The 17144-nt window shown below is 46.1% G+C and carries 14 protein-coding genes and 2 other RNA genes; 2 read left to right on the top strand and 14 right to left on the bottom strand.

The window, feature by feature from the left end; translation table 11 throughout:
- Positions 1 to 163 precede the first annotated feature (163 nt).
- On the top strand, positions 164 to 1087 hold the full coding sequence (gene pyrB, locus K401_RS0123600) for an aspartate carbamoyltransferase (RefSeq protein ID WP_024295256.1): 924 nt from the start codon (positions 164 to 166) through the stop codon (positions 1085 to 1087).
- Positions 1081 to 1506 (top strand): aspartate carbamoyltransferase regulatory subunit, encoded by a 426-nt coding sequence (locus tag K401_RS0123595; protein WP_024295255.1) that lies wholly within the window; start codon positions 1081 to 1083, stop codon positions 1504 to 1506. Before pyrB ends, K401_RS0123595 begins: the two co-directional genes overlap by 7 nt.
- A gap of 39 nt (positions 1507 to 1545) precedes the next feature.
- On the opposite strand, the gene rnpB is transcribed toward K401_RS0123595, so the two are convergent.
- The 14 genes from rnpB to K401_RS0123530 form a co-directional block, all read right to left on the bottom strand.
- Positions 1546 to 1898: RNase P RNA component class A (rnpB, locus tag K401_RS32200), an RNA gene on the bottom strand.
- A 149-nt stretch (positions 1899 to 2047) separates the two neighbouring features.
- A complete protein-coding gene (locus tag K401_RS0123590) occupies positions 2048 to 3709 on the bottom strand; it encodes a nucleoside kinase (protein WP_024295254.1) in 1662 nt (553 codons plus the stop codon).
- Positions 3710 to 3720: 11 nt separating this feature from the next.
- Positions 3721 to 4542 (bottom strand): Nif3-like dinuclear metal center hexameric protein, encoded by an 822-nt coding sequence (locus K401_RS0123585; protein ID WP_024295253.1) that lies wholly within the window; start codon positions 4540 to 4542, stop codon positions 3721 to 3723.
- A complete protein-coding gene (locus K401_RS0123580; RefSeq protein ID WP_024295252.1) occupies positions 4529 to 5230 on the bottom strand; it encodes a tRNA (adenine(22)-N(1))-methyltransferase in 702 nt (233 codons plus the stop codon). The genes K401_RS0123585 and K401_RS0123580 overlap by 14 nt, the downstream gene beginning before the upstream one ends.
- A gap of 21 nt (positions 5231 to 5251) precedes the next feature.
- Positions 5252 to 6457, bottom strand: coding sequence for an RNA polymerase sigma factor RpoD (gene rpoD, locus K401_RS0123575; RefSeq protein ID WP_024295251.1), 1206 nt, complete (start codon positions 6455 to 6457; stop codon positions 5252 to 5254).
- 39 nt (positions 6458 to 6496) lie between these two features.
- Positions 6497 to 8266: a DNA primase gene (dnaG, locus tag K401_RS0123570; protein ID WP_024295250.1), complete on the bottom strand. Its 1770-nt coding sequence runs from the start codon at positions 8264 to 8266 to the stop codon at positions 6497 to 6499.
- A 110-nt stretch (positions 8267 to 8376) separates the two neighbouring features.
- On the bottom strand, positions 8377 to 9387 hold the full coding sequence (locus K401_RS0123565; protein WP_024295249.1) for a deoxyguanosinetriphosphate triphosphohydrolase: 1011 nt from the start codon (positions 9385 to 9387) through the stop codon (positions 8377 to 8379).
- Between the two features lie 156 nt (positions 9388 to 9543).
- Positions 9544 to 10377, bottom strand: coding sequence for an AraC family transcriptional regulator (locus tag K401_RS0123560; protein WP_024295248.1), 834 nt, complete (start codon positions 10375 to 10377; stop codon positions 9544 to 9546).
- A gap of 124 nt (positions 10378 to 10501) precedes the next feature.
- On the bottom strand, positions 10502 to 12205 hold the full coding sequence (locus K401_RS0123550; protein ID WP_024295247.1) for a S8 family peptidase: 1704 nt from the start codon (positions 12203 to 12205) through the stop codon (positions 10502 to 10504).
- Between the two features lie 48 nt (positions 12206 to 12253).
- Positions 12254 to 14530, bottom strand: a complete 2277-nt coding sequence (locus K401_RS0123545) for a SpoIID/LytB domain-containing protein (protein WP_024295246.1) — start codon at positions 14528 to 14530, stop codon at positions 12254 to 12256.
- Positions 14531 to 14539: 9 nt separating this feature from the next.
- Positions 14540 to 15772, bottom strand: a complete 1233-nt coding sequence (locus K401_RS0123540) for an AI-2E family transporter (protein WP_024295245.1) — start codon at positions 15770 to 15772, stop codon at positions 14540 to 14542.
- A gap of 101 nt (positions 15773 to 15873) precedes the next feature.
- Positions 15874 to 16053, bottom strand: a non-coding RNA gene (gene ssrS / locus K401_RS32595) — 6S RNA.
- 91 nt (positions 16054 to 16144) lie between these two features.
- Positions 16145 to 16408, bottom strand: coding sequence for an HPr family phosphocarrier protein (locus K401_RS0123535; protein ID WP_024295244.1), 264 nt, complete (start codon positions 16406 to 16408; stop codon positions 16145 to 16147).
- Between the two features lie 81 nt (positions 16409 to 16489).
- The gene (locus tag K401_RS0123530) at positions 16490 to 17134 is read right to left on the bottom strand and encodes an HAD family hydrolase (protein WP_024295243.1); all 645 of its coding nucleotides are present in this window, start codon (positions 17132 to 17134) and stop codon (positions 16490 to 16492) included.
- Positions 17135 to 17144 lie beyond the last annotated feature (10 nt).

Here is a 17144-nt window from a genome sequence, read left to right as displayed (position 1 = left end):
CTTCCTTAAATATTCCTTACATATGGTTTTTCAATTTATGGAGGGAGCCTTAGGTTTGGATTATATTATAATTTTTAAAAAAGTGTTGAAATATTTTATTTAATACTGTATAGTAGATGGGATAGAATTTTAAACCATAATTTAGTGGATAAAGGAGATTCTTATGAGACATTTACTTAACCCGTTAGACTTTAGTGTGGAAGAAACCGGACAACTTTTAGATCTGGCAAAAGATATCGAAGAAAATCTTCCAAAATATTCTCATGTATGCGATGGAAAAAAATTAGCGACATTATTTTATGAGCCAAGTACAAGAACTCGTTTGAGTTTTGAGGCTGCCATGTTAAGTTTGGGCGGCAGTGTACTAGGCTTTTCTTCTGCTGACTCCAGTTCTGCCGCAAAAGGAGAAAGTGTCGCTGACACCATTAGGGTCCTTTCCTGCTACGCAGACATATGTGCCATGAGACATCCAAAAGAAGGGGCTCCGCTGGTCGCTGCCAATCATTCCACCATACCGGTAATCAATGCGGGAGACGGAGGCCACCAGCACCCGACCCAGACATTGACTGATCTGCTTTCCATACGTTCTTTAAAAGGCCGCTTAAATGATCTGACCATCGGCCTTTGCGGTGATTTAAAATTTGGCCGTACTGTCCACTCTCTCATTAACGCTCTCGTACGATATGAAAACATCAAATTTATCTTAATTTCTCCCCCAGAACTGAGAGTGCCTGAATACATCCGGGAAGATGTACTGAAGGCCAACAACATTGAATTTTTGGAAATGGACAGCCTTGATGAAGCCATGCCGTCTCTTGATATCCTTTATATGACCAGGGTTCAGAAGGAACGCTTCTTCAACGAAGAAGACTATATCCGCTTAAAAGACTGCTACATTCTGGACAAAAAGAAAATGAAGCTTGCAAAAGAAGATATGTATGTTCTTCATCCCCTTCCAAGAGTCAACGAAATTTCAGTGGAGATTGACGAAGATCCCAGAGCTGCCTACTTTAAGCAGGCACAATACGGCGTGTACGTGCGCATGGCCCTTATCATGACATTACTGGAGGTAGAAAAATCATGTTAAATATCAGCGGATTAAAAGAAGGAATCGTATTAGACCACATAGAAGCCGGAAAAAGCCTTGAAATTTATTATAACCTGGGTCTGGACAAGCTGGACTGCCAGGTAGCTATCATCAAGAATGCCAGAAGTAATAAGATGGGAAAAAAAGACATCATAAAAATAGAAGGCGGCTTAGATCATATTGACCTGGACATCTTAGGTTATATTGACCATAACATTACAGTCAACATCATTCGGGATAATCTGATCGTGGAAAAGAAAGCCTTAAGCCTTCCCAAAAAGATCACCAACGTGATTCACTGCAAGAATCCCCGCTGCATCACCTCCATCGAGCAGGGACTTCCCCATGTATTCTATCTCGCCGATGAAGACAAAGAAGTTTACCGCTGCAGATACTGCGAGGAAAAATACTCGAAATAGAAAAAAGGCCCGGCTCAGCCGGGCTTTTCTTGTTTTAAAGTTTTGAGCAAGACGATAAGCCGGGTTATGTCGTTGAATGGCCATCTATCTAGGCCTGCCGTCGCCGACAGGCTCAAGCGACCTACCCGGGAGCAGACGGGCCGTCTTATGCCCCCTGTTCGGTCTTGCTTCGGATGGGGTTTACATGGACCCCTCCTGTTACCAGAAGGGCGGTGGTCTCTTACACCACCTTTCCACCCTTACCGCATATAAAATATGCGGCGGTATATTTCTGTTGCACTTTCCCTAGAGTCGCCTCCGCCAGACGTTATCTGGCATCCTGCCCTGTGAAGCCCGGACTTTCCTCATCTGCAGCCTTTCGGCTTTGCAGCTGCGGCCATTTGTCTTACTCAAACCTATATTATGAAAACGAAAACCTGTTTTCATGTTCCAATGGATGGTGCTAAAAAGCCGCACCTTTTATGAGAAGCAAAAAAAACAGTTTCTCATAAGCCATATTAACATATCACACATTTATTTATTTGTAAAGCAGCTTTTGGCCCTAAACTTTAAAACAGCTTCCTCCGATGAACTCTCTGACAATGGAATTACGGGGAATATCCTCGCTGTTGACCCCAAGAAAATAATCGAGGAATTTTAACAGACGCTTTGCTTCCATATATTCGGGGGATTCTCTTGGAATACCAAACAACAGCGGTTCCGCATACTGCTTTAACACAGACAGCTCATAAACCGTGGCGGAATTGAACATCATATCAGCAGACTCCTGGAAGGGGAAAATATATTCTTCCTCTCCTTCCCTTACCGAGGGCCACATTCGTATGGTGTCATGTGCAGAAGCGCCTCTTGTTCTGGCATCCCGCACCATCCGCCGGATCAGTCGGCAATCAGTTGTGGGAATCCGGTTGTGCTCATCTACGTTCAGCTGAGTCAGAGCGCTTACATATACACGGAATTTACTTTCCTTTGGAAGAGAATAAGACAGCCTGTCATTTAAACAATGAATCCCCTCAATGACCAGGATATCATCTTTTCCAAGCTTTAAATAATCACCTCTGTACTCCCGGACTCCCGTCTTAAACTGATACCGCGGCATCTCCACAGTCTCTCCGGCCAAGAGGGCCGTCATGTCTTTATTAAACTGTTCAATGTCAAGACATTCCAAAACCTCATAATTATAGCTGCCATCCGGATTTCTGGGACTGTCTACCCGGTTTACAAAGTAATCATCTACGGCAATGGGGTGCGGGATCATTCCCTGAGCCTTTAACTGAACGGACAGGCGGTGGGAAAAGGTGGTTTTCCCGGATGAAGAAGGCCCGGCGATCATGACAAATTTCTTGCTCCTGTCAGCTCCTATCTTTCCCGCGATCTCCGCAATTTTCTTTTCCTGAAGCGCCTCCTGTATCAAAATCAGCTCATTGATATTGCCGGCTGCAATTTCTTCATTAAGAGCTCCAACATGGGAAACGTTCAGCCGTTCCCCCCATTTTACGCTTTCCTTTAACACCTGGAACAGCTTTCGCTTTGCCTCTGCCTCAAATACAGGCACCTCTTCCGGATTTTCCTTTTGGGGCAGCATGAGCATAAAGCCGTCATCGTATAATATCAGATCAAAATACTTAATATATCCGGTATTTTGTACCATATATCCATAATAATAATCTTCAAAACCGCCTATGCTGTAAATGTTAACGCGGGAAACCCGGCGATAGCGGAATAATCTTTCCTTGTCATACATCCGGTGTTTGTGAAACAGCTCAATGGCATCATCGGTGTTTACATTCCGTTTCATAATCGGGATTTTCTGGCTCACATAATCCTTCATGCGGGCCTTTACCCTGGAAAGCAGATCTTCTGTCAGCTTGACATCTCCATGGGGTTCAATGTAATAGCCTTTTCCAAGAGAAAAATCCACAGTGACCTTTTCAATATTTTCCGCTCCGGCCACGTCATAAAAGGCCTTCATCATAAGAAAAATAGCACTTCTGTGATAGGTCTGGATTCCTGGCTGGTCTTTCCCTGTAAAAAAACGAAGGTTGCAGTCAAACTGGACTGTTTTATGGAGTTCACTCAGCTTTCCGTTTATACTGACCAGTAAAATGTCGTTTTCGTACTGGTGCTGATATTCCTTTGCAATTTCTTGATAAGACGTACCAATTGGATATTCCTTTGCTGCGCCGTCTATAGTAACAATTGCCATTCCCTTCCTCCTTATATGAATGTTTCAGGAAATTCCACTTCTGCCTTGCGGATTTCCAGGTTTTTCCCTGCCTTTTTCTTTAAGTAATCTTCTATAAAGTCCAGAAACAAATATTCCAGGCCGTAATGGCCGGCATCAATGACAGCCATGTGATTTGCAGCGGCATCGATTCCATTGTGGTGGCCCATATCACCTGTTATAAAGACTTTCACACCTGCTTTCAGAGCCGGTTTCATAAGGCTTCCCCCTGATCCGGGGCTTATGCCCACAAAGCGTACAGCAGCCCCTGGAGCAGCCTCTCCGTAAACCGTGACAAACGGAAGGCAAAACCGTTCCTTTACAAGAGCGGCGATTTCCCTTACCGTCATCTCTTCCTTAAGATACCCCGTTTTCCCGATTCCATATACCGATTCCTCCAGTCCTTCCTCTGTTTCCCTGGGTATCACGCCTTCTTTTTCCAGCACCTCTAAGTCTGTAAGCCCAAGTTTTGCTGCGGCCGCATCAGCCATACAGCCCGGTGCCGCATCAAAATTCGTGTGCATGGCATAATAGGAAATATCATTGCGGATCAGCTTCATAATACGGCGGGATATAAAATCCTTGTCATTGATCTTACTCAAAGGTTTAAAAATAAGGGGATGGTGTGTGATCAATAAATCCGCCCCCCAACGAACAGCCTGTTCCACCACCTCATCGGTAGCATCCAAAGCTATAAAAACCTTTTCCACCTCTTTATCACTGCGGCCTGCCAAAAGGCCCACATTATCCCAATCACAGGCACAGCCTGGCGGCGCCAGCTGTTCCAGTTTTTCTATTAATTCATCGCATCGCATCCTGTGCCTCCTTATTATAGGCCAGTTCCAGCTTAAGCTCCTCCATTCTTCTCCGGGCTGACTCGGTTTCACTCACAGAAAGCCCGCTCATGATCTGCTCCAGCTGTTCTTCTTCCTTTATTAAATATTCCTTTAAAACAGGATCTTTTGATTCCAGCATGCCCCTGCCATAACGGTAGGAAATTTCCCTTCCATCCGCTGCGGCAGCCCCCGGTTTTCTGCTGACCCCCATAACGGAATAATATTTTCCTTCCTCTTTTATCATAGTCTCCCTCCAGATAAAAAATGCCTCTTCCTCAAGGAATCTACGCACCTTATCCAGTTCTGAGTGCGGAGACAGGACCCAGCAGGAAATGCTCTCCCATAAATCTCGGCCTTCCTCCAGGATATGTATCATCAGCTCCCCGCCCATACCTGCTATGACCACACAGTCTGCTTCGTTTTGTTCTAATTTTAAAAGTCCGTCGCTTAAACGGACTTCCACATAATTCTGTAAGCCGGCCTCCTGGATATGGGCCCGGGCCCGTAACAAGGGGCCCTCCCTCACATCCATGGCAATGGCATGTTTTGCTTTTCCTTCCTGTACCAGATGGATAGGAATATAACCATGATCGGTTCCAATATCAGCAACTCTGCTTCCTTCCGGAACAAAGGAAGCGATGGTTTCCAAACGCCTTGATAACTTCATCTTAAACTCCGTCTTATGTCCTTAATCATCCAGATAGTCCTTAAGCTTCTTGCTTCTGCTGGGATGGCGCAGTTTACGCAATGCTTTTGCTTCTATCTGGCGAATCCGTTCTCTCGTAACATTAAATTCTTTTCCCACTTCTTCCAGGGTCCTTGGCCGCCCGTCATCAAGACCGAAACGCAGTTTTAAAACCTTCTGTTCCCTCTCTGTCAGGGTGTCAAGCACCTCCATCAGCTGTTCATGGAGCATGGTAAAGGTAGCGGCATCAGCAGGAACTGCTACCTGGTCATCCTGGATAAAATCACCCAGGTGACTGTCCTCTTCCTCTCCGATGGGAGTCTCTAGGGAGACCGGTTCCTGGGATACCTTCATGATTTCCCTGACCCGTTCCACCTGCATGTCTGCCCTGGCTGCGATCTCCTCCGGCACCGGCTCCCGTCCCAGCTCCTGCAAAAGCTGTCTGGATACACGGACCAGGCGGTTGATTGTCTCCACCATGTGAACCGGAATGCGGATAGTACGGGCCTGGTCCGCAATAGCACGGGTGATTGCCTGTCTGATCCACCAGGTTGCATAGGTACTGAACTTATATCCTTTCCTGTAGTCAAACTTTTCAACAGCTTTAATAAGACCTAAGTTTCCTTCCTGGATCAGGTCTAAAAACTGCATTCCCCGCCCGACATAGCGCTTGGCAATGCTGACTACCAGACGTAAGTTGGCTTCCGTCAGCCTCTGCTTTGCATCCTCGTCGCCCAGCTCGATCTTCTTGGCGAGCTCAATTTCATCCTCACTGGAAAGAAGGGGAACCTTGCCGATCTCTTTTAAGTACATGCGGACCGGGTCCTCCACACTGATACCTTCCGGAACAGACAGATCGATCGTTTCCATATCGATCTCTTCTTCCTCCTCGATATCCTCCTCAATGAAAAGATCTTCATCAAGCTCCAAATCTTCACCGCCGATTTGAAGTACGTCCACCTTATTGCTTTCCAGAAAATCAAAGATCTGATCCAGCTTATCCGAGTCCAGATTCTCTCCTACAAAAAAATCCAGAATTTCCTGGTTTTCCAGTACATTCCGTTTCTTTTTTGCCAAAAGAAGAAGCTGGTTTAATTTTTCCTCAAATGCAGCGGCTGCTTCCAAAGCCTTAGCCTCTGCGGCCTGCTCCTCTTCTGTTTTTCTCGATCCCACCATCTTATCTGCTGTCTTCTTCACATTTTCGTCCATGTTCTTCCATCCTTCCACAGCCTGCCTATAGTGTACACCCTAATCCAGCGAAATATGCAAATCCTTTAACGCAGCCTGTTCCTTTATAATATTCTGCAGTTCTATAATCCCTGCTGCATGGCGGCTGGCATGATCCAGACTGTTTTTTTTCACCTTCATAATCGTTTCCGAAAACGCCTTTTTTTGTTCTTCATTATCTAGGGACTCTTTTAAGCTCGCATGAAAAAGACCTGCGACTGCCCGGTATTGATCCTCATCATTTATGAAATGATTCAAGATCTCGGCCGGATTCAATGTTCCGGCAGCGTGTCCGTCAAAAACCATCCGTGCCACCTTGTGATACAGTTCTTCTATAAAATCATCCGGAGTGATCACTCCTTCAATCTTATCAAATAATAATGGATTTTCAATGAGCCACGTAAGAAGCAGCCTTTGGGACTGCTTTACGCCATCTTCCTTTTCCTTTTTTCGCTGGGTTTTTAGGTTTCCCTCTTCCTCCCTGGGAGCGGAAACAGACGGTCCCAGAGAAGCGCCCAAACGGTTGACCAGACGTTTTAAATCCTCGTAATTTATAAAATACTCCCTGGATACTGCCTCTAAATAATTCTCCCGTTCCAGGGCCTCCGGAAATTCCAGAAGCTTTCTGGCTACCTGATTGTAGAATGCTGTTTTCTGCTCCGGATCATCCATTTTATAATTTTTTTTCAACACGTCAATTTCATACAGGAAACTGTTGCGGGCCTCTTCGATCCGCTGGCGGAACGCTTCTGCTCCCAGATTCTTTATAAATTCATCGGGATCTTTGTAAGGCTGCATGTTGAGCACGCGAATGGACATTCCTGCTTCCTTTAGAATGGGGATGGCACGGATGGCAGCCTTAATACCAGCACCGTCGCTGTCATAAGTGAGAACCACCTTATCCGTATACCGTTTTAAGAGCTGGGCATGCTGGAGGGTAAACGCCGTTCCCAGGGAAGCCACCGCATTGGTGAATCCGGCCTGGTGCATTGCGATCACATCCATGTAGCCCTCGCAGATCAATATGTACTTTTCCCGTGATAACCTGGCATAATTAAGTCCGTATAGATTCCGGCTCTTATCAAAGAGCTTTGTCTCCGGAGAATTTAAGTACTTGGGTTCTCCGGCTCCCATGACCCGGCCTCCGAAACCAATGACCCGGTTGTTCACATCCATAATGGGAAACATCACCCGGTTCCAGAACTTATCATAGGTTCCCCGTTCCTCAATGGTCACCAGTCCGGTCTGCTTTAGGAGGCTGTCGCCATATCCCTTGCTCTTTAAATAACGGTAAAGGTCATCGCTGGTCTTATTGGAATAGCCCAGCCCGAACTTGGTTATGGTTTCATCGCTTAACTGCCTGTCCCTTAAATAGCGGTAACCGGCCTCCCCCTGAGTTTTTTTAAGCTGGTAATAAAAATAACTGGCGGCCAGCTTATTGATCTCCAAAAGGGCGGACCGAAGATCCTCCTGTTCCCTGGCCTCCTTGCTATATTCTGCCGCAGGAAGCTTCACGCCTGACCGGTCTGCCAGAACTTTTAATGCCTCGGAAAAGGAATAATTTTCATATTCCATGACAAACGTTAATACGTTTCCTCCTGCACCGCAGCCAAAACAATAATACATCTGCTTGGCAGGGGATACGGAAAAGGAAGGAGACTTTTCATTGTGAAAAGGACACAGGCCAAAATAATTGCTTCCCTTTTTCTGCAGCTTGACGTATCCCGAGATCACATCCACGATGTCATTCTTCATCCGGACCTCTTCAATCACTTCTTCCGAATATCGCATGAAGCCTCATTTCTCCTTTCTCCTTTTCTGGCCATGTCTTTTGACCAGGGGCCACCCCGCTTTATCGGGTGTAAAGATATACCCCAGGGTGTTCCTAAAACTCATTTGATTTAAACCGTTTTCCACGCTTTCGGGACAAACAGCTCTTCAAATCTATCAATGGAATAGCTGTCGCTCATGCCTGCAATGTAATCGCAGACCGCCCGTTCCCTGCCGGCCTGCCCCTCCTCCATTAAGGTGCGGTATTCCTCCGGAAGCTTGTCCGGGTGTTCCATATAATAATTAAAAAGCATGACAATGAGATGCTGTGCTTTTCCTTCTTCTGCTTTCGGGATATCGCTTTTATAGACGTTATCAAACATCCAGGTGCGCAGTCCCTGCATGGCTTTCTCCATATCCGGGGACATGATGATCTCAGGCCTCCCATAGCTGTTGCCGATGATATCATGGATCAGGTTGTTAAGCCTTTCACGGACACTGTGCCCCAGAATACCCGTATAGCATTCCGGAAGGTCCTCTTCCACAAACATCCTGGCCCTGATGGCGTCGTCAATGTCATGGTTGATATAGGCAATTTTATCCGACAGCCGGACAATGCCTCCCTCCAATGTGGACGGGCGGCCGCTGGTGCGATGATTTAATATCCCATCCCGGACCTCCCATGTGAGATTTAAGCCCATGCCGTTCTTTTCCAAAACCTCCACCACCCGGACGCTCTGCTTATAGTGGGCAAAACCTTCGGAGCAGATTTTGTTTAAAATCGCTTCCCCGGAATGGCCGAAAGGAGTATGGCCCAGGTCATGAGCCAGTGCTATGGCCTCCGTTAAGTCCTCGTTCATCCGCAGGGACTTGGCTATGGTCCTGGCAATCTGGGATACCTCCAGGGTATGGGTCAGCCTGGTTCTGTAATGGTCCCCCTCGGGAGCCAGAAAAACCTGAGTTTTGTGTTTTAACCTGCGAAATGCCTTACAGTGAATGATCCGGTCCCGGTCCCGTTGATAAGCAGTCCGGATATCACAAGCCTGCTCTTCCCGCTCTCTTCCTCTGCTGTTTTTACTGAAAGCGGCATAAGGACTTAAATATGCTTCCTCCCATTGTTCCGTGGATTCCCTGATATTCATACAATCACATCCTTCGCCCAAAGTTATGGTACATTATATCATATTTTCAGTAATTATAATACCCTATATTAAAATAATTGTAACAGGTCATACATGCCATTCCTGATCCGGGTGATAAATCATACTTCCGAAGGGAGGATGGCATAAGACGCAAAATTATTCATGAGGCATATCCAGACATTTCCTGTATTCACTGGGAAGGCAGCCATACCGCTTTTTAAAGGCTTTGGAAAAAGCCCTGCTGTCCGGAAATCCATGTTTCATGGCAATCTCTCCGATTTCACCGCCGCTTCCCACCAGTTCCCTCACCGCATATTTGACACGCAGGTCAATGAGATAGGTGCGGTAATTGACCTGCGCATATTTTTGAAAGATCCGGGACAAATAAGTGGGGCTGAAACCAAAACGCCCTGCCACCTGGTCAAGTTTTAAGTCCTGGTCATAATTTTCCCGCATATACTGGGTGACCTTTGAAAGCTTATCGAGCTGCTTTTTCTGGCGGAGAACCTCCTTATCCATGGTTTCTGTTTTAAATTCTGTGACCAGAAGATATAGAAGCTCATAGAACTGGCTCTTCACCTTCAGACTGTAACCATATTCCTGCTTTTCATAAACGGAAAACATGGAAACCACCATCTGCATCAGTCTTTGATTCTGAGCTTCTGACTTTTTCTCAAAATTCACATAGTTTTCTTCTCCCATGTACCCCTCAAAAGTCTCTGCCGGTATCTGGAGGACTATGGTGATATTTGGATTGGGGCACTCAATGGAATGGACTTCATTGGAATTGACAAGCACAAAATCCTGCCGCTCAAGGGATAAATGACTGTTGTTGATATAAAAATCAATCTTTCCCTCCTGAACCAGAAAAATCTCAACGGAATGGTGCCAGTGCTTTGTGACCTTATAATTTCCATCCCTGCCTTCAAAAATAAACATTCGAAAAGGCAGATCATCATTGGGAATGACCAGTTCATGTCTGACTTCCACTTCACACCTCCCCAAACTTAGTGATTCCATTATAAAACATTTTGATCATTTTTCCAATGGCTTTTCCTCTTCCCGTCCATGCTCTTTGGACATAAAGGTATGCCATCAGGGCGTTCCTCCCATGTCATACGGGAAGGCTGTCGCTCACACATAATGCTCCGTATCCAACCTCAGGATTAGGGTATGATGTGATTCCCGGAAGGGGCCTGGCCCCGCGGATTAAATAAGCTTTTATCTTTTCCCCGAACAGGAACGGATCTCTCCCATCCACAATTCCCCACTGCATCAAAAGGGCGGAACTGCCGGTGACAAAGGGGGTTGCAAAGGAAGTGCCTGTCACTGATTCATAACCGCCTCCGGTCCTTGCAGCGATGATTCCCACACCGGGAGCAGCCAGATCCGGTTTTACCAGGTTGGTCCTCCTTGTAAATCCTCTGCCGGAAAAGTCCGCATAGGACTGATAGGTATCGTCATATGCTCCCACGGAAATAACTTTGGTAGCCGTAGACGGAATGGTCAAGGTGGTTTCAGGTGTTGCTCTTAAAAACCGGGTGGACTGGTTCAGCACTCCCGCAGATGGAAGCCAGAGATCGTATTTCCCTTCCACGATCTGCCTGGGAGTCAGGCGGAACCCCCAGATCCCGCTTTCTATATAGGTATCAATGGGAAGGAAATCCAGATAGATTTCCTGGGCCACACTGTAAGGACCTGGTTTTCCATAGTACAGCAAGATTCTGGTATTTCTGTAGTTTATAGTCTGAGGTCCCAGTCTGCTGCTGATGGGTCCGATCACTTCTCCGGAAGGGGTTATAATGCTGATATCAAACAAATCCGCATAAGATTTCCATAGCTGCACGCTGAAGCTCTGCTGGTACCCTCCCACGCTCAGTTCGATATCCTGAGGATTTGACATTGTCAGGACTCCTGAAATATGGCCGCCGCTCACCCCTTCGTTGCCTGTTCCCACCACGATAGCAGTTTTTCCGTAGTTGGATATATCATCGAGAAAGGTTTCTAAAAGACTGGTTCCGTCATGAGAACCGTATGTATTTCCAAAGCTTAAGTTAATGACCAGAGGTATCTGCATATCCACGGCTTCCCTCACCGCAAAATTAACTGCCCGCATAAGCTCCGTGGTTCTGGGAAAGCCGCTTTCCTGGGGAACTCCAAGCTTAACCACTAACAGAGGACTTTCGAAAGCAACTCCCCGGTACTGCCCCCTGTTTTCTCTTCCGTTTCCTGCTGCTATGGATGCCACGGCTGTGCCATGACCTGTGATATCCACGGAGGGAACCAGCCTCCTTGCCTCTGCCCTGCTTCCGGTAGCCAGAGCCGCGTTGATTTCTTCTGCCGTAAACACCTGGTCCAGGGTCTGATCCCAAAGCCTTACGATCCTGGTGGTCCCGTCATTATTCCGGAAATCATCGTGATAATAATCAATACCCGAATCAATGACAGCTACCAAAACGTCTCTTCCTGTCAGAATACTGCTTCCTTGCTGGACCAGATTGACACAAGAGGCCGCCTTTGCCTGATTGATTGCAAAAAACAGCCTCTTTGGTTTCTCTACATATTCGATTTGCGGCAATTCACTTAACCTGTCAATAAGGGATTCCGGAACCGTAAGAATGGCGTATTCATTCACCATGGGTTCCACCCGGATTCCTGCCTGGGCAAGACCGCTTATGTCTCCGGAATACTTTACAATCACATCCCATGATTGTTCCCCAGGATTGTATCCTACGTTTAAATTGCCTGATTTTTCCCGCTCTTCGGGAGTTGCGCTGAGGGCGAGGTTTAACAGGTTTTCCAGTTTCTGATCCTGCATATGACATTCCTTCGTTTTTTCTATCATCCTACGCTGGAAATGTCATTCTCATTCCTTTCTCTGCTCCGCTTCCCGTACTTCTGTATCGTGGTAGTAGAATTTCAGAATATCTTCAAAATTCTTTCCTTCCTTTGCCATGGCCTGAGCACCATTCTGACTCATGCCGACTCCGTGGCCAAAGCCTCCTCCATAAATATGGAAAGTGGTAATATTATTGTCATCAACACCCTGGTTTTCTATTGCAATGTAGGCGCTTGGGAGAGAGTCAAAGTTCTTCATAAGCGTGCCATCCAGTTTGGTGATTATCATATATTTGTTTCCAAGCTTTGCCCTCACCTGTCCTTCTCCATTAATGGTCATAACGCCGTCAGATCCTTCGACCCTCAGTTTTTTTACAATTCCGCCCACTCCCCGTTCCGTTACCGTAATGTTTAGGATAGAGCCCACCTCGGTGATCTCTTCCTCCAGCTGCCTGTTGGTGACAGTGGTTTCCCACCGGTACATAGGGAACGACGAGTCATAGGCCGGATAGTCTTTTTTCTTTATAAATTCTTCAAAATCAGAGTTTGTGGACAGGTTTAAAACACCTCTGCTGTCCTGAAGAAGGCTGCCATCTAAATAGGGGAACTGGGCCGGGTCGCCTCCCCATACGCTTCCGTCAGTGGTGTGTCCGCAGGAGGTTGAAAAATAAAAGGCCTCAATCGGACTGTTATCGTAAAACAACAGCTTTCCATAGGTCTCCCGCACCGCCTCCTCTGTTTTCGACGCGGCAGGAAGATTGTTGTAAACCTGGAATCTGGTGCTGTCATCCACATGGGCACCGTATTTGCTGTAGGTGTTGCTCTGGATCTGGCGGAAGGCGTAAGTCCTGGCGCAGACAGCCTGGGCCTTTAAGGCTTCCTTTTCGTAGCTGTCAGGCATTTCGCTGGGCACGACCCTGGTCAGATAATCCTCTAAATACAGATCATTGATCAAAATCAGTCCCTCCCCTTCCTTTCGTATCTCAATGGTACCGTCATAGGTTGGTGTACCATAGGATCTTTGGATGGAATTGACGGATATGGTATCTCCTTTTTCCAGAGGCGCAGCTACGATCCGCCCGTCCTTCAGCCGCTCGTCTGCCGTATCAATGATCACTTCTGCCTTTGGAGGCACATTTACTTCCTCTTCCCCATAGGACAATGACAGACCGCTTTCAGCAGACAGGGTTATGGACGAATGAAAAATGGACTGGAAGTTGGTGCTCATCAAAAGAACCCGTATGCTCTTTGCATCAAATTCCCTTACCAGTAAAGCAGCGCATATCCTTCCATGAGCCACAACAAAATCCTGTATGTCATATCCTACCAGAACATCGGAAATGCTCCGCTCTTCAAACTGTCCATAGAGCCGGTATACTTTAAAATCCTTATCCAGCTTTAAACTGCCATACCCTTCAACTTCAATGGAATCGTCCTTTACAGCCAGGACCTTCCCGGATATCTTCTTTTTCTTCATGGTAACCTTTTGAAGGCTCCCTCTTTTCAAACTGATGTCCGCAATGTTATTGGCAAATTCCTCGGGCTGTCCCAAAGAAGCCTCAAGGGGAAAGGTGCGTTCCACCGCCCCTAAGTATACGCGGAAGGTTCCTCCCTCACCTGTGGTCAGCCAGACGTTTTTATAGGTTATGGAATCTGTCACTGCTTCTTTTAATGCAATGATCTCACCGTTTCTTACCAGAAGCTTTAACTCCCAGTCTATGTAAGAATCCAGGCTGATGCCCTCAAATTGGAAATTTCCCCCGCTGGTATAGGCGGTCCAGGCTGATGCGGTTTTTACGTTGGTGGGAGTGCCATAAAGGAATACATCAAGAACCTTGATCTTTCCTTCCTTATCAAGGGATTCTCTCAACTCATCATAAAAATACCACCATTCATCTGCCGGGATCCTTTTGTTCTGCTTTTTGCCGCTCTCATGAATTTTCTTTCCTGAACCCGGAACCAAAGCTTCCGCCAGGCTTTCCGCCTCTTTATAGGTCAGAAAGCCTTCTGCAGTGTCTCTTTTGGCCGGTATTTCATCAGGATCAAGATAGCCTTCTGCATACAGGTAATTCATGTATTTCACATACCAGTTATTCTGTTCCTTTTCCGGAAAATACCCCTGCTTCTGATCCGTCAGCATTTTTTCACAGCTTTCTCTATCTGTAAGAAGGAGAGCAGCCGACTTATATGCGGCCCCTCTTGATATTCCCTCCGGTTCCGGTTCATTTACCAGAATAATTATAATGAGAATCAAAACCAAAAGAGGAATACCGGCAACAAATCCGATAAATTTCTTTTTATTCATGTGCTCCTCTTATCTCATATATGTTTTTTTATCTTCATCGATCCGTTCTAGGTCAAAATAATCTGTCGTTTTAAGGGAAAGGTTCTTTTTCGTCAGGGAACGGTTCACCAGCCTTGACACCGCGCTGTAAAACACCGCAAAGGTGGGAACGGCTATGATCATTCCCACAAAGCCAAAGAGCCCTCCAAAAAGCAGGATGGAGAACAGCACCCAGAAGCTGGGAAGCCCTGTGGATTGTCCCAATATTTTCGGCCCCAGGATATTTCCGTCAAACTGCTGGAGCAAAAGGATAAATATCAGGAAATACAAACATTTGAGCGGGCTGACCAAAAGGATCAGGAACGCGCTTGGTATGGCTCCGATAAACGGTCCGAAAAACGGAATTACGTTGGTCACCCCCACAATCACGCTCACTAACAGTGCATAAGGCATTTTCATGGCGTTTAAAAGAACAAAGCACATGATTCCGATTATCAGGGAATCTAAAATCTTGCCTGTTATGAATCCGCCGAATACCCGGTGAACAAAGCGAATCTCATTGATCGCCTGGTTAGCCGTTTTAACGGGAAGTATGCTGTAAATGATTTTCTTTCCCTGGGCAGAAAGGGTTCCCTTTATGTTTAGGAGATAAACCATTACAATGACGCCGATCAGGATGTTCTTAAGAACCAGCACCACGCTTAACAGTCCGCTGGAAAGGCTGCCGATGAGCATGGACATGTTGGGAACCAGATCAGAGGTCATCCAGCCTTGCAGCTGGCTTGTCAGCCGGTCATATATGGGAATGACCGCCCGCTCCACAGCCGGATTATCCTCAAACATTTTTTGAAGCCACAAAGCCAGATCGTTGATATTTTCGCCTAATGTCTCCTGAAGTCCCATAACGCTGGTATAAATCTCAGGGATGATCATCCAGAAGAGTCCGACTACGATCACAAACAGAAAAATGAGGCTGACCAAAGTACCCATGGCACTGGATATTGACCTGGACCCTCTTTCATTTTTCCACATGGAGGAAAGCAGGCGCCTTGTAAGATCTCTGGACTTGTTATATACCGGCAGTAAAAGATATGCAAGTACAGCTCCGTAAATGACCGGCATAAGAATCCCCACAACTAATTTTGCAGTTCCTTTCACTGCCTGGAATCTGGAAAGGAAGAAGGCAAAAACAATGCTCAGGGCAATAACGGAAAGGGCTGTGATCCCCCAGCATATATAGTTCCGAAATTTTGTTTCTTTCATTGAAATTCTCCTAAGTTATTTAGATTGACTGTTGTCTATTCTATACTTTACCATACTTTACCATAAAGTTAAAGCAGCGATTTCTCGCTGCTTTTTTCTTTTGTAACCCCAAAATGCCGGTTCTTACTTATTGACGCCTAGCCTTGCTAGGTGGGCAACCTCACTCAGGTTTCTGCCTTCCACTGCAAACGGAGGCCTGACATCCACCTGAAAATATCGGAATCCCATGAGTCATAATGTAGGTTCAAAAAAGGTAAGAGTGTCGCACATTTCAGGAATTACATTCCTATGATTTCTATGGTCTTAGTATACACTACTTCAATCTGTTTTTCAAGTTCCTTTTCCTGACAGTTTTAAGTTTCACGAATCGGATCAGACAGCAATATGTTTGCTGCCAAGCAGTCTTCCATGCTCAACATACAGTTCCAGGAGTCCTAAAAGAGAATCACAGGATTCTTCATGAATGACCAATTCCAACCCTTCCGTAGTGGCCAAAGACAGTACAGACAGCAGTGATTTTGCATTTACTATGCTGTCTCCGCAGGCCAGATTCATCTTCTCTTTACACGCTCCCGCAATTGAGACAAACTCCAGGATGGATTCAATTCCCCAGAATCCGATCTCCACCTTTTTCATCTCTTGTATTCCTCCTGATCATCGAAATGTATCCGGCTTTTATGCTATCCTGTTCCGGCGTTAGAGACTCAGTATAGCACACTATAAAAGATTCTGCAAATCAAAAATTGTTTCAGCCAGAACATCTGCTCCGGCCGCTTTAAGCTCCTGCTCGCTTCCATAACCGTACAGCACCCCTACAGAGGCAATTCCGATTTCTTTTGCCCCCAGAACATCATGCTTTCTGTCTCCGATCATCACCGTTTTGTCCAGGTCCCTGATTCCGCATTCTTCTAAAACGTAGCGGATCACATCGGCTTTTTTCACCCTGGTTTCTCCCATATCGGCACCGCCCATAAACGTAAAATAGGAATCCAGTTCAAAATGCTTCAGGATCATCCTGACAAACACCTCAGGCTTTGAGGAGGCCACATAAAGCTTTTTCCCCGCATTAAGAAAGGACTGCAAAACTTCTGCAACACCCTCATACGCCTTATTTTCATACAGCCCTTTTCCTGAGAAATACTCCCGGTAAACGTCGATGGCCTTTCCTGCCTGTTCCTCGCTAAAGCCGTAATATTCCATAAAGCTGTCCTTTAATGGCGGTCCGATAAAGCAGCAAAGCTCATCTAAGTTCTCCGTCTCAATTCCAAAATGACGGAGAGCATATTGGACGGACTTTGTTATCCCTTCCTTTGGATCTGTAAGCGTTCCGTCCAAATCAAACAAAAAATAATCTTTATTCATGGTTCCTCCT

Source organism: Lacrimispora indolis DSM 755 (genome assembly GCF_000526995.1).
Classification (GTDB): domain Bacteria; phylum Bacillota; class Clostridia; order Lachnospirales; family Lachnospiraceae; genus Lacrimispora; species Lacrimispora indolis.
Note: the sequence above shows the minus strand (reverse complement) of the source record. Positions and strands in the feature narration are given on the sequence as shown.

Coding starts and splice junctions, on each gene's coding strand:
- K401_RS0123550 (WP_024295247.1), bottom strand. CDS start 12,205: ATGCAGGATCAGAAACTGGAAAACCTGTTAAACCTCGCCCTCAGCGCA.
- K401_RS0123530 (WP_024295243.1), bottom strand. CDS start 17,134: ATGAATAAAGATTATTTTTTGTTTGATTTGGACGGAACGCTTACAGAT.
- dnaG (WP_024295250.1), bottom strand. CDS start 8,266: ATGCGATATTCGGAAGAAGTGATTGAAGAGGTCCGGATGAAGAATGAC.
- K401_RS0123595 (WP_024295255.1), top strand. CDS start 1,081: ATGTTAAATATCAGCGGATTAAAAGAAGGAATCGTATTAGACCACATA.
- K401_RS0123540 (WP_024295245.1), bottom strand. CDS start 15,772: ATGAAAGAAACAAAATTTCGGAACTATATATGCTGGGGGATCACAGCC.
- K401_RS0123580 (WP_024295252.1), bottom strand. CDS start 5,230: ATGAAGTTATCAAGGCGTTTGGAAACCATCGCTTCCTTTGTTCCGGAA.
- pyrB (WP_024295256.1), top strand. CDS start 164: ATGAGACATTTACTTAACCCGTTAGACTTTAGTGTGGAAGAAACCGGA.
- K401_RS0123545 (WP_024295246.1), bottom strand. CDS start 14,530: ATGAATAAAAAGAAATTTATCGGATTTGTTGCCGGTATTCCTCTTTTG.
- K401_RS0123590 (WP_024295254.1), bottom strand. CDS start 3,709: ATGGCAATTGTTACTATAGACGGCGCAGCAAAGGAATATCCAATTGGT.
- rpoD (WP_024295251.1), bottom strand. CDS start 6,457: ATGGACGAAAATGTGAAGAAGACAGCAGATAAGATGGTGGGATCGAGA.
- K401_RS0123565 (WP_024295249.1), bottom strand. CDS start 9,387: ATGAATATCAGGGAATCCACGGAACAATGGGAGGAAGCATATTTAAGT.
- K401_RS0123585 (WP_024295253.1), bottom strand. CDS start 4,542: ATGCGATGCGATGAATTAATAGAAAAACTGGAACAGCTGGCGCCGCCA.
- K401_RS0123535 (WP_024295244.1), bottom strand. CDS start 16,408: ATGAAAAAGGTGGAGATCGGATTCTGGGGAATTGAATCCATCCTGGAG.